At 66.0% G+C, this 11,665-nt stretch carries 11 protein-coding genes and 1 pseudogene; 5 read left to right on the top strand and 7 right to left on the bottom strand.

Annotated elements, in window-relative coordinates:
* Positions 1-20 precede the first annotated feature (20 nt).
* On the bottom strand, positions 21-182 hold the full coding sequence (locus tag AO501_RS37395; RefSeq protein WP_156452751.1) for a hypothetical protein: 162 nt from the start codon (positions 180-182) through the stop codon (positions 21-23).
* A 484-nt stretch (positions 183-666) separates the two neighbouring features.
* Between AO501_RS37395 and AO501_RS23775 the strand changes: the two genes are divergently transcribed.
* From AO501_RS23775 to AO501_RS23785, 3 genes are read left to right on the top strand one after another with little or no spacing between them, the layout of a single operon-like run.
* The gene (locus AO501_RS23775; RefSeq protein WP_063892912.1) at positions 667-1,299 is read left to right on the top strand and encodes a TetR/AcrR family transcriptional regulator; all 633 of its coding nucleotides are present in this window, start codon (positions 667-669) and stop codon (positions 1,297-1,299) included.
* Complete coding sequence (fadD1, locus tag AO501_RS23780) at positions 1,296-2,888, top strand: fatty-acid--CoA ligase FadD1 (RefSeq protein ID WP_055580034.1); 1,593 nt, start codon at positions 1,296-1,298, stop codon at positions 2,886-2,888. Before AO501_RS23775 ends, fadD1 begins: the two co-directional genes overlap by 4 nt.
* A gap of 46 nt (positions 2,889-2,934) precedes the next feature.
* Positions 2,935-3,801: an NYN domain-containing protein gene (locus AO501_RS23785; protein WP_055580118.1), complete on the top strand. Its 867-nt coding sequence runs from the start codon at positions 2,935-2,937 to the stop codon at positions 3,799-3,801.
* On the opposite strand, the gene AO501_RS23790 is transcribed toward AO501_RS23785, so the two are convergent.
* Together AO501_RS23790 and AO501_RS23795 are read right to left on the bottom strand one after the other, a co-directional pair.
* The gene (locus AO501_RS23790) at positions 3,798-4,469 is read right to left on the bottom strand and encodes a hypothetical protein (RefSeq protein ID WP_055580035.1); all 672 of its coding nucleotides are present in this window, start codon (positions 4,467-4,469) and stop codon (positions 3,798-3,800) included. The two genes, AO501_RS23785 and AO501_RS23790, sit on opposite strands and share 4 nt — an antisense overlap.
* Positions 4,470-4,492: 23 nt before the next feature.
* Complete coding sequence (locus tag AO501_RS23795; RefSeq protein ID WP_055580036.1) at positions 4,493-5,290, bottom strand: SDR family NAD(P)-dependent oxidoreductase; 798 nt, start codon at positions 5,288-5,290, stop codon at positions 4,493-4,495.
* A 236-nt stretch (positions 5,291-5,526) separates the two neighbouring features.
* On the opposite strand from AO501_RS23795, the gene AO501_RS23800 reads away from it, so the two are divergent.
* A complete protein-coding gene (locus AO501_RS23800) occupies positions 5,527-6,309 on the top strand; it encodes an SDR family oxidoreductase (protein WP_055580037.1) in 783 nt (260 codons plus the stop codon).
* Here the strand turns inward: AO501_RS23800 and AO501_RS23805 are convergent.
* A complete protein-coding gene (locus tag AO501_RS23805; RefSeq protein ID WP_055580038.1) occupies positions 6,302-7,219 on the bottom strand; it encodes an alpha/beta hydrolase in 918 nt (305 codons plus the stop codon). The two genes, AO501_RS23800 and AO501_RS23805, sit on opposite strands and share 8 nt — an antisense overlap.
* A gap of 130 nt (positions 7,220-7,349) precedes the next feature.
* Between AO501_RS23805 and AO501_RS23810 the strand changes: the two genes are divergently transcribed.
* Positions 7,350-7,766 (top strand): CBS domain-containing protein, encoded by a 417-nt coding sequence (locus tag AO501_RS23810; protein WP_055580039.1) that lies wholly within the window; start codon positions 7,350-7,352, stop codon positions 7,764-7,766.
* Here the strand turns inward: AO501_RS23810 and AO501_RS23815 are convergent.
* From AO501_RS23815 to AO501_RS23820, 3 genes and pseudogenes are all read right to left on the bottom strand, one after another.
* On the bottom strand, positions 7,763-9,031 hold the full coding sequence (locus AO501_RS23815) for an amidohydrolase family protein (RefSeq protein WP_055580040.1): 1,269 nt from the start codon (positions 9,029-9,031) through the stop codon (positions 7,763-7,765). The two genes, AO501_RS23810 and AO501_RS23815, sit on opposite strands and share 4 nt — an antisense overlap.
* An 83-nt stretch (positions 9,032-9,114) precedes the next feature.
* The gene (locus AO501_RS36260) at positions 9,115-9,888 is read right to left on the bottom strand and encodes a class II aldolase/adducin family protein (RefSeq protein WP_082658812.1); all 774 of its coding nucleotides are present in this window, start codon (positions 9,886-9,888) and stop codon (positions 9,115-9,117) included.
* 3 nt (positions 9,889-9,891) lie between these two features.
* A pseudogene (locus AO501_RS23820) lies at positions 9,892-11,499 on the bottom strand (class I adenylate-forming enzyme family protein); the annotation flags it as partial.
* Positions 11,500-11,665 lie beyond the last annotated feature (166 nt).

An 11,665-nucleotide genomic window follows, 5' to 3' on the forward strand; every position in this document is an offset into this window, starting at 1 on the left:
GGAGCGCGGACTTCGGGCTGCTAGCCGCCGATGTGGGACCAGGCGGTGGCGGGCTGACCAACGGGCACCGACTGCGCCGCGGGGCCGCTCTTCATACATCCCACCAACGCTGCCGCTCCGAACAGCGCAGCCGCTACGGCAGCGAGCCCGCGGGCCACCCGCTTGTTACCAATTCCCGTCATAGTGGTTCCTTTCTTGGTTTGGGTTTTCAAGAAGTAATGCGAGCAGAATGATAACCACATCACGCCGCCAGGAAAAGACTTTCAACGGATTGCAATGAACCGGTCCGGAACGTCGGGAACAGTCGGATCAATAGCAGTAACGGTCTCAGCCGAAGCTACACAAATAGTGTTGTACCACAACCACATACGATCGGATCAAATATCTGGCGCACCTGCGTGAAGCAATACCTTTGCGAATGTCTGTGTAGTACATCTATTTGACGTCCGGACGTTTGATTAATTGACATTCGCACCTTCTTCACGGGCCGTGACTGCCATTGTAAAATAGCTGGACAAGCGCAATTCCCGCAACTCGACCACACCTGGAATTCGCCAACCCGGCGGGTCGGGCGTCCCTGCCGGCACGGATGGCATAACCTAGCGATCGCAATGTTTCGCCGGCGACGGCCCGCCGTCCTGAAGGGTGACAGGTGATCTCGTGATGATGTCCGGACGAGTTGCTCCGACGCGGCCCGCCCACGGCAATCAGGTCCGCGCCGAGCGGACGCGCGCCCAGGTGATCGATGTGACGGTCCAGATCGTGCTCAGCGAAGGCATTGCCGCGGCCAGCGGCCGGCACATCGCGGACACGGCGGGGGTCACCTGGGGGGTGATCCAGTATCACTTCGGTGACCGCGACGGGCTGTTGATGGCAGTGGTGGACCAGGGGTTCGAGGAACTGCTGGACGCGCTGAATTCGCTGCCCGCGGCGACTGCCGACACCACGACGCACCGAAAGGTCGAGGCGGCCGTGACGGCGGCCTGGCGGGCGATGTCGAGCCCTACCGGGCGCGCGGCCACCGAAATCCTGATCGGCACCCGTGCCACCCGCGGCGAGCCCACCACCAACCACATCCGAAGACTCGGCAAGACGTTCAACACGCTGATCGCCGCTATCGACCGGGATCTGAGCCCGACCCAGAACGCAGCCATCGGTGAGCTGCTGCTGACCACACTGCGGGGCATGATCGCCAACCAGCTGGTGATGCAACGGCCGGTCGACACCGGCAGGCAGCGCCGGCTGCTCGTCGATATCGTCAGCAGCTACCTCGACCGGGCGGGAGCGTCGGATTCGTGACCGAAACTGTGCAGGCGCTGCTGCGCCGACGGCTGTCGGATTCCGCCATCGCCGTGAAATATGGCGATTTGCAGTGGACTTGGAGCCAATACCTGGCGCACGCCGGCGCTCAGGCGGCGGCCCTGCTCGCGGCCGCCGACCGTGACCGTCCGATGCACATCGGATCGCTGTTGGGAAACACACCCGACATGCTGACCCAGATGGCGGCGGCGGGCCTGGGTGGGTATGTCCTGTGCGGGCTGAACACCACCCGGCGCGGCGAAGCGCTGGCCGCCGACATCGTGCGCGCAGACTGCCAGGTCGTGGTGACCGATGCGGAACACCGCGCGCTGCTGGACGGGTTGAACCTGCCCGGTATTCGGATCATTGACACCTCGACATCGCAATGGGCCGCCCTGGTCGCCGACGCCGGCGAACTCGTCCCCCATCGGGAGGTCGAGATGATGGACCCGTTCATGATGATCTTCACCTCCGGCACGAGCGGGAACCCCAAGGCGGTGCGGGTGGCACACCTGATGCCGGCTTTCGCCGGGCTCAACCTCGCCGAGCGGTTCGCCCTGACCGAACGCGACACCTGCTACGTGTCGATGCCGCTGTTCCACTCCAACGCGGTCGTCGCCGGCTGGGCGCCGGCGGTGGTCTCCGGGGCATCGATCGTGCCGGCGAAGTTCTCGGCCAGCAATTTTCTCTCCGATGTCCGCCGGTATCAGGTCACCTACATGAATTACGTCGGCAAGCCGCTCGCCTACATCCTGGCCACGCCCCGGCGCGCGGACGACGCGGACAACCCGCTGCGGGTGGCGTTCGGCAACGAGGCCAACGAGAAAGACATCGATGAGTTCGCGCGCCGCTTCGGCGTACAGGTCGAGGACGGCTTCGGCTCCACCGAGAACGCCGTCATGGTGATACGCGAACCAGGCACGCCGCGCGGCTCGATCGGCAAGGGGGCCGTCGGGGTTGCCGTCTACAACAGCGAGACAGTCACCGAGTGCGACGTCGCCCGGTTCGATGAGCACGGTGCGCTCATCAACGCCGACGACGCCGTCGGTGAACTGGTGAACACCACGGGATCGGGTCTGTTCACCGGTTACTACAACGACCCGCAGGCCAACGCGGAACGCATGCGGCACGGCATGTACTGGTCCGGCGATCTGGCATACAAAGACTCCGAGGGCTGGATCTATCTTGCCGGGCGCACCGCTGATTGGATGCGGGTCGACGGCGAAAACCTCGCGGCGGCTCCCATCGAGCGGATTCTCCTGCGCCACAAGGCAATCAACCGAGTTGCCGTATATGCCGTCGCCGACGAACGGGTGGGCGACCAGATCATGGCGGCTGTGGTCCTGCACCACGGACACTCATTCGACCCGCGATCGCTGGAGTCGTTCCTGGACGCGCAGCAGGACCTCTCCCCCAAGGCGCGACCTCGATACGTCCGGATCGCCACGGATCTGCCCAGCACCGCAACGCACAAAGTGCTCAAGCGCCAGCTCATCGCCCAGGGAACCGCCGTCGGCGCGGACGAGGAACTGTGGGTGCGCGAGGAACGTGGCACCGGCTACCAGATCCAGTCCCGCGCCGGCCGTTGACGGCGCGGAAGTTGGCGTCAACGACCGAATGCCGGACGATGTCCGCATGACCGACTCCAGCGCTTCCGGCGCGACCAGGGTGGCCGTGTACTTCGACTTCGACAACATCGTGATCTCGCGTTACGACCAGGTGCACGGCCGCAACACCTTCCAGCGGGACAAGGCCAAGGGCCTGGACAAGGAGAAACTTCGGGCGGCGACGGTCGACCTGGGCGCAATCATGGATTTCGCGTCCTCGTTCGGCACGCTGGTGCTGACCCGCGCGTACGCCGACTGGTCGGCCGAGGTCAACGCGGCCTACCACGGTCAACTGGTCGGCCGCGCCGTCGACCTGGTGCAGTTGTTCCCGGCGGCCGCCTACGGCAAGAACGGCGCCGATATCCGGCTGGCCGTGGACGCGGTCGAGGACATGTTCCGGCTACCCGATCTGACACATGTGGTGATCGTCGGCGGCGATTCGGACTACATCGCGTTGGCGCAGCGGTGTAAACGCCTGGGGCGCTACGTCGTCGGTATCGGCGTGGCAGGCGCGAGCAGCCAGTCGCTGGCCGCGGCCTGCGACGAATTCGTCACTTACGACGCGCTGCCCGGGATTTCGCCCATCACTGCCAGCCCGCCCAGGAAACGCGCACGCCGCGCGAGCTCCGGCGAACCGGACGACGAGCCGCCCGCTCCGGACCCGCAGCTGGCGGCCACCGGCCTGCTCGAACGCGCGCTGCGGATCGGCCTGGAGAAGGACGACGTGGACTGGCTGCACAATTCGGTGGTCAAAGCGCAGATGAAGCGGATGAACCCGTCGTTCAGCGAGAAGTCGCTGGGGTTCAAGTCTTTCAGCGACTTCCTGCGCTCGCGCACCGATCTCGTCGAGCTCGACGAAAGCACCACCACGCGGATGGTGCGCCTGAAGAATTAGCGGTCGATCTCGCCGAGGATGCCGCGCTCGAGGCTGGTCCGGGTGTTGTCGGGCAGCACGATCAGGCCGTCGAGTTCGGTGCGCGCCAGCTGATACGCGTGCTGGCGCTCCTGGGTTGTGGCAGCGGTATCCGCGGCGATCCGCAGCAGGCTCTGCGCCCGCGCCAGCCGCTGCCTCTCCTCTTTGGAGAAGTCGCTGCTGCGCCGGCGCATCGCTTCGGCTTCCGCGGCGTTAAAGGCGGTCACATAGTCTTCGACCGCGTCGAGATACTCGCGCGCGGCATCGCGGTCGTCGAGAAGATCCTCCGCCCGCAGCGGCTTGTGCAGGTCTGCGCGCAGTTTGGCCCGGTGGAATCCGGTGGTCAGCGGGTCGCGCATGTCGGTCATCACCGGGAAGTCCAGCAGCCGGGTGGCATCGAGTTCGTACACCAACCATCGCGCGTCGGTCTTCTCGTGCGCCTCGATCGCACGTTTGATGGCCTGCCAGTGCGCCGCCGGGTTTCCGGCCGAGGCTGCGCGGGCGGGTGCCGCGGAGTTGTCGTCCGACGAGTCAGTGATCTGACGTGTTCGCCGGTTCATGGCCGAGACGGCCCTGATTCCCGCCGCGATCAAGCCGATCAGCGGCAAGGCGAGCAGGAGCAACTCGACCAACCGGAACAGGACACCCACGACGCCAGGATGCCACTAGTTTTTCAGCGCTTGTCGATCTGCCCGGCCGCGATCTGATCGGCCGTCTTGGCCGCGACGCCCCCGGCCAGCCGGGAGGCGACCTCGGGAGCGTTCGCCGCGAAGCGCGCCAGCGCCCGCTGCCGCAGCGGCGCAACGGTCACCTCGCCGCGGTTTCGCTCGATCGCGGTCACCACCGCTGCCCCGACCTGCTCGGGTGTTCCGGTGCCGATGAGCGGAGGGGCCGAAGCCCCGGAGTCGGCGAACATCCCGGCGCCGCCGATGGCTCCCGGGCTGACGACCGAGACGCCGACACCGGCCGGCCGCAGGTCGTCGCGCAGACACAGAGCGAACCCGCGCAGGCCGAACTTGGTCGCCGCATACAGCGAAGCGCGTGCCGTCGCGGTCTTGCCGGAGATCGACGAGATGTAGACGAAGTGCCCCGAACCTCGCGCGGTGAACGCCGGGATCAGCTCCCGGGTCATCTGCACCGGGACCTCGAGATTGACCCGCAGCGCCCGGTCCACCTGCTCGGCGGTGAAGCTGTCGAGCTTGCCCGAGGCCGGCAGCGCCGCGTTGGCGACCAGCACGTCGATGGGGCCCGCCTCGGCCAGCAGCGCCGCGGCGGCGCCGGGCTGCGCGAGATCGCTGACAATCGTCCGGTGCCCGCTGCCCGACAGTGATGCCGCCAGCTCGTCGAGTTCCTGCGCCTTGCGCGAACTGACGATCAGCCGCGCTCCGCGCTGTGCGAGCGCCTTGGCGATCGCTCTTCCCAGCCCGCCGGTTGCGCCGGTGAGCAGAACAGTCTTGCCGCTTAACTCCATTGCGATGACGCTAGTCGAACGGCTCCGTTCACGACGCGACCGCGTCACCGGGCAGCCCGTAGCGCTGGGTCCGGGTCTTCGAAGCCCGGGCACGGCGTCACTCCCGACAGGTGCGCGCTCGCGCTCGAGAAGTGTGAAGCCGCCATACGGATGATTGTGTATGTATGGTGATGCGGCGTTCTTGCGGGAACCGTGGTGTGCCACCATGACAGGGCGCCCAACCGTCAGGAGATTCCATGCCGAACCGATTGACCGACAAAGTCGCTCTGATCAGTGGCGGGGCCCGTGGCATGGGTGCGTCCCATGTTCGGGCTCTGGTCGCCGAAGGGGCGAGGGTGGTGTTCGGCGACATCCTCGACGACGAGGGCAATGCCGTCGCCGCGGAAGTCGGCGAGGCCGCACGTTACGTGCATCTGGACGTCACCGACCCGGACCAGTGGGACGCCGCGGTGCAGACCACCCTGTCCGAGTTCGGCCGCCTCGACATTCTGGTGAACAACGCCGGCATCATCAACATCGGAACCTTCGAGGACTACCAGCTTTCCGAATGGCAGCGGATCCTCGACATCAACCTCACCGGTGTCTTTCTCGGCATCCGGGCCGTGGTCAAACCGATGAAGACCGCCGGCCGCGGATCGATCATCAACATCTCCTCGATCGAGGGCCTGGCCGGCACGATTGCCTGCCACGGTTACACGGCAACGAAATTCGCGGTCCGGGGGCTGACCAAGTCGGCCGCACTGGAGCTGGGTCCCAGCGGGATCCGGGTCAACTCCATCCATCCGGGCCTCATCAGAACACCGATGACCGAGTGGGTGCCCGAGGACATCTTCCAGACGGCGCTGGGCCGCATCGCCGAGCCTCAGGAAGTGTCGAACCTGGTCATCTACCTCGCCAGCGATGAGTCCAGCTACTCAACCGGTTCGGAGTTCGTGGTCGACGGTGGCTGCGTGGCCGGTCTGGGGCACAAAGACTTCTCCGCGGTCGACACCGCCGAGCAGCCGGAATGGGTCACCTGAGCGCGTCGCGCAGATGCCGGCACTGACTGGCGAAGAACGACAACGAAATCGGTGCATTCGGGGCGAGCAGGTCGAAGGCATGGAATGCACCAGGGGCGATTTGCTCATGAACGGTCACCCCGGCGTCGCGCAGGCGTTTCGCGTAAGAGACGCACTCCTGATAGAACAGGTCGAGCGTTCCGACCCCGATCCAGGCCGGAGCAAGGCCTGACAGGTCGTCGCGCCGCGCCGGTACCGCGGATGCGGGGTCCGCTCCGGACAGATACCACTGCCAAGCCAGCTGATTGTCCCGCTCGCTCCACATAATCCGTTTGCGTCCATCGGGTTTCGCGCCGGTGCGGTCATCGAGCATCGGGTAGACCAGCATTTGGAAAACCGGGCGGACGTCTTCGCGGTCATGGGCGCGTTGCGCCAGTGCGGCCGCGAAGTAACCGCCGGCGCTCGCACCTCCGACCGCGATTCGGTCGGGGTCCACCCACGATTGGCGCCGCAGCCACAGCAGCGCCGCGTAGCAGTCGTCCAACGGAGCCGGAAAAGGATGCTCCGGCGCCAGGCGGTGCTCCACCGCGACCACCGCCACACCCGACATGTGCGACAGCTTGCGACAGTACCGGTCCTCCTGAGCCGCGCTACCCATGACGGTTCCACCGCCGTGGATCCACAGCAACGCAGGGGCAGGTGGCGCCAATTCGGCCGGCCGGTGTATCCGGACGGTGACATTCCCATCGACCGCGACGACCGGCACGTCGCGCTCGCGCCCGGTCACGCCGGCAAGCCCCATCAAGGCGCGGGGAACCCTCAGGCCGCGGTGCAGCCCGTATCCCCGGGGCAGGAATCTGGCGATGGAACGGAGTCCCGGGTCAACCGCATGCCGAGAGGTGAACGCGTCGGCCGGATACTGGTTACTCATCGTCACTGACCATACATTCGCAGACAACCGTTGACCCGTGCACCAGGGTCGGTCCTCGATAACCAAGGCCACCAGATTTAGGGACTGAAGTCACTAGAGACGAGCGGCGCGCTCTGACGAACATGGTGGCGTGACTGCCTTTTCTTCCGTGGGGAACCTGCCGATTTCCACTGTGACCGGCGACCCGGTCGCGCGTGTCGCCGCCGACGCGAGTCTGGCCGACGCCGCGCGTGCGTTGGTGACCGAGAACGTCGGCGCGATGGTCGTCGGCGACGACGACAATCCGGGCGCGTTGGTGAGCGAACGTGACGTCGTGCGCGCGGTGGCCGCGGGGATGGACCTCGAGTCCGTCCGGGCGATCGATGTGGCCAGCACCAAGTTGGTGTGGTGTGACGCTGACGCCACCATCGACGAAGTCGCCACCCGGATGATGGACCGCTACATCCGCCACATCCTGGTCGAACGCGACGGCGCGCTGCTCGGTATCGTCTCGGCCCGCGACGTTCTCGGGGTCTATTGTTCGGAAGCCGAACTCGACCTCGGTTAGAACGCGTCGGGATCCCGCTGCACCTCGGCGGGCACCGGGTGCTGGTAGAGCCGAGAAGCGTTCTCCCAGGTGATCTTCCGGATCACGTCGTCGGGCAGTTCACCGATCTCCTCGTGGATGGTCTGCTGGGTGTGCGGCCAGGTCGAGTCACAGTGCGGGTAGTCGGCTTCCAGCATGCTGTTGTCCACGCCGATGCGCTCATACTGCACGAACGACGATTTGTCCTCCACGGCGCAGAACCAGAAGTTGCGTTTGAAAACCTCCGCGGGAGTGAGTTTTTCACCGAGCGCACGCCAGGTGCCGTACATCTCGTGATAGCTCAGCATATGGTCCAGGCGGTCCAGTAACCCTGCTACCCAACCGATCCCGCCCTCGGACAGGCAGATCTTGAGGTCGGGGAATCTGCTCGGCAGCCCGGAGTACAGCCAGTCCACCGCGGCCGAGATCGCGTAGGCGAAGAACAGCACGCCCTGCACGTCGGGTGGCGCGTCCGCGGTCGTCGACGGCGACGATCCCGAAGAACCGATGTGCAGATTCACCACGGTGCCGGTCTCGGCGCACGCCGCCATCATCGGCTCCCAGTGGCCCGAGTGAATGCTTGGGAATCCCAGCATCGCCGGGTTCTCGCTGAAAGTCATTGCGTGGAAACCGCGCTCGGCGTTCTCGTAGATCATCTTGGCGCCCAACTCGGGATCCAGCAGCCATGGCAACTGACACGGAATTATCCGGCCGGGGTAGGGCCCCGCCCATGCTTCCAGGTGCCAGTCGTTCCATGCCCGCACCGAAGCCAGCGCGAGGTCCCGGTCCTTGGTCACCTGCTGCAGCCGCTGACCGGCGAATCCGGGCAGGAACGAAGGGAAGTTCAGTGAGGAGTAGATGCCGTTGAGATCCATGTCTTTGACCCGCGCATGAATATCCCATGCGCCCCTGCGCATTTCGTCGAATCGGACCGGTTCGAAACCGTACTCCGACACCGGCCGGCCTACGACGGCGTTGAAGCCGACGTTGGGCAGCACCTGACCGTCGTACACCCAAGTCTGTCCGCCTTCGGGGGTGTCCACCACGGTGGGTGCCCGGTCGGCGAACTTCCGCGGAAGACGACCGGTGAAGGTGTCGGGCGGTTCGACGATGTGGTCGTCCACCGAGATGACGGTGTAACGGCGCTGCGCTCTCGGCGGATCCGGCAGCAACGTGACGGTGCGCTGCTCACCGGTCTTGGCGGTGGTGAAGTTCAGGTCGGCGGCCAACTCGTCAATCGATTTCATGCCGGTCTCCTTTCATCGCCGAGCAGACACAAAATCGCACAATTTCCCGGCAATCCGTGCGATTTTGCGTCTGCTCGCGGGGGTTAGGTGAGCACATCGGGATCGGCTTTGATCGTCATCCGCGCCGCACCGGCCCAGTACACGTCCGCGGCGCGCTCGATCAGCGAGGCCCGCATGCCGACCATGTCCGACCACTTCATCTCCGACGGTGCGATACCGGTCAGCATGACGTCGTAGGCCATCCGGCACACCCGTTCGATGGACGCCGCCCGGTACACGGCCTCGGGCAGGTTGCGGCCGGTGGCGATAACGCCGTGGTTGGCCAGCACCGTCAGGTTGGCACTACCGATATGGGCCACCAGTTCTGCTGCGCGCGAGGGGGTATCGATCTCCCCCTCATAGGCTTCGACCAGACACATGTCATCCAGGAACAGCGACCCGGTCTGATGCACCAGCTCGGGAAGCCTGCCGAGCGCGGCCAGCACACACACGTAGTAGGGGTGATTGTGGATGACCACCCGGGCGTCCTCGCGGACGCGGTGCAGTTCGGTGTGGATGTGGATGGCCGGCGTGACATCCCAACGACCGCGCACGACCCGGGCATCGGCGTCCACCTCGCAGATGTCCGACGCGGTGAGCTCCTGCCACCAGAGCCCCCAGGGGTTGACCAGCATGTCGGTCTGGCCGTCCCGTTGCCAGGTGATGTGCCCGGCCATGTTCTCGGCGAAACCGATCGAGGCGAGATGGCGGAAGGCGACGGCGAGCGCCTGCTCGTCGGACAGCTGCACCCCGATCGGTGGCACCACCGACGGCGCCCACACCTCCAGCCCGCCACGCCGTACCCGAGGACCATCCATAACGCCCGCCTCCATCCTGGCTCGAAGGTTCTCCCGCAGTTCACCTTTGGCGATCTTGCCGCCCGATGACCGGGGCAGCTCGTCGACCACGATGAGCCGTTCGGGCAGCAGCTCCTTGGAAACACCCAGCGCCAGAAGATGTTCGACGAGCTCTGGCAGGTCCAGGGTGCGGGACTCGACGAGTTCGGCATAAAGGCAGACCTTTTCGCCGAACACCGGGTCGGGCATCGCCACCGCGGCCGCCACTGCGATCGCGGGATGAGTCATGGCGGAGTCTTCGACCTGTGCGGCGCTGATGTTCTTGCCGCCCCGCACGATGAAGTCGGACGTGCGGCCGGTCACGCTGAGATAACCGTCCCCGTCGATCTCGCAGATGTCACCCATCCGCATCCACCCATCTGGGGTGAACAGCCGTTCGTGGTCGATCCCGTCGAGATAGCCCAGGCTGGTTGCCGGACCCCGGCAGGCCGGCTGGCCGCGGCCGGTCCCGGTGACGTCGCGGTCGCCGTCGTAGAGGCGGACTTTCATCTCCGGGACGATCCGGCCACCGGTACGCAACCGGTGGTGCAGGGTGTCATCCAGGGTCGTACCGCTGAGCAGGCCCGTCTCGTTGGAGCCGTAGAACTGCAGAATCTTGGCGCCGGTGAGTTCCTCGAACTCCGCGGCCGGCCGGTACGGCAGCGCCTCGCCGCCGGCGAACACCACCCGAAGCGAGCTCAGATCGGTCTCGCGCACCATCGGGTCGGCCATCAGCATGGTCAATTGGGTACTCACACAGCACATTACGGTGACTTTGTGCCGGGCTATCGCCTCGCACGCGGCCGCGGTGGAGAACCGCTGCAGCAGCACGGTGGTGGCTCCCAAGTGGATCGGGGTGGTATGGCTGGTCCAGATCCCGAAGCCGAAGGGCATCGGGATGACCGGCAAAAAGACGTCGTCGGGTGTCAACAGCCCGTTTGCGACGGCCTTCTGATGAAAGTAGTGCCAACGATTCTGGGTGTGCACGACGCACTTGGGCAACCCGGTGGTCCCGGAGGTGGAGTTGATCAGGAAGACGTCGTCGGGGCCCAGTTGTGCCTCGATGCCCGGCGCCGCGGCCGGCGCGTCGACCTCGAGCAGCGGCGTCATGCCGTCACTGCCCAGTACCAGCAACGCCATCCGGAGCTGCGCGGCCACCTCCGCCGCGGCGGCGCCACGTTGCTCGTCGCTGATCAGCACTCGAGGTTCGGTGACTCCCAGCAGATGGGCGACTTCGCGGGTGCCGGCGCGGGCACCGATGCCGACGACGACGGCGCCGCAGCGCTCGACGGCCACGAACAGAACATGGATGCCGGCGGTGTCGCCGTGCCACACCGCGACCCGATCACCGCGGCCGACCCCTGAGCCGGCCAGCTGCCCGGCCAGCGCGGTCGCCGCGGCGTCGAATTCAGCCCACGTCAGGGCGCCGCCGGGATGGTCGATGTAGGCCACCCGGTCCGGTGACCGCTCGGCGTTGCGGCGAACTGCGTCGGACAGTGTCGAGTCGGTCCACCATCCGGCAGCACGGAACGCCGCGGCGTCCCCGGCCGCGAATGCCGGCGACCGCATGATGCTCAGCGCGCCGGCGGTCATAACCGAATGATAGGAAAGCTGACAGTGAGGCAGGTCACCGGCCGTCCGAGGCCCGCCGCGCTGACCAGCACTCCAAGAATCCCCCAAGAACCTTCCAAGGGCCGGCACGCAACCTGGTATCGCCCAAAATCCGCGGGCACAGACCGACGTCAGGAGTCCAGGGACC

The organism is Mycobacterium gordonae (assembly GCF_001417955.2).
GTDB lineage: Bacteria > Actinomycetota > Actinomycetes > Mycobacteriales > Mycobacteriaceae > Mycobacterium > Mycobacterium gordonae_B.

What these genes read in the sequence shown, in the direction of transcription:
- AO501_RS37395 (WP_156452751.1), bottom strand. Translation starts at nt 182, where the DNA reads ATGACGGGAATTGGTAACAAGCGGGTGGCCCGCGGGCTCGCTGCCGTA.
- AO501_RS23775 (WP_063892912.1), top strand. Translation starts at nt 667, where the DNA reads ATGTCCGGACGAGTTGCTCCGACGCGGCCCGCCCACGGCAATCAGGTC.
- AO501_RS23785 (WP_055580118.1), top strand. Translation starts at nt 2,935, where the DNA reads ATGACCGACTCCAGCGCTTCCGGCGCGACCAGGGTGGCCGTGTACTTC.
- AO501_RS23795 (WP_055580036.1), bottom strand. Translation starts at nt 5,290, where the DNA reads ATGGAGTTAAGCGGCAAGACTGTTCTGCTCACCGGCGCAACCGGCGGG.
- AO501_RS23800 (WP_055580037.1), top strand. Translation starts at nt 5,527, where the DNA reads ATGCCGAACCGATTGACCGACAAAGTCGCTCTGATCAGTGGCGGGGCC.
- AO501_RS23805 (WP_055580038.1), bottom strand. Translation starts at nt 7,219, where the DNA reads ATGAGTAACCAGTATCCGGCCGACGCGTTCACCTCTCGGCATGCGGTT.
- AO501_RS23815 (WP_055580040.1), bottom strand. Translation starts at nt 9,031, where the DNA reads ATGAAATCGATTGACGAGTTGGCCGCCGACCTGAACTTCACCACCGCC.
- AO501_RS36260 (WP_082658812.1), bottom strand. Translation starts at nt 9,888, where the DNA reads ATGGATGGTCCTCGGGTACGGCGTGGCGGGCTGGAGGTGTGGGCGCCG.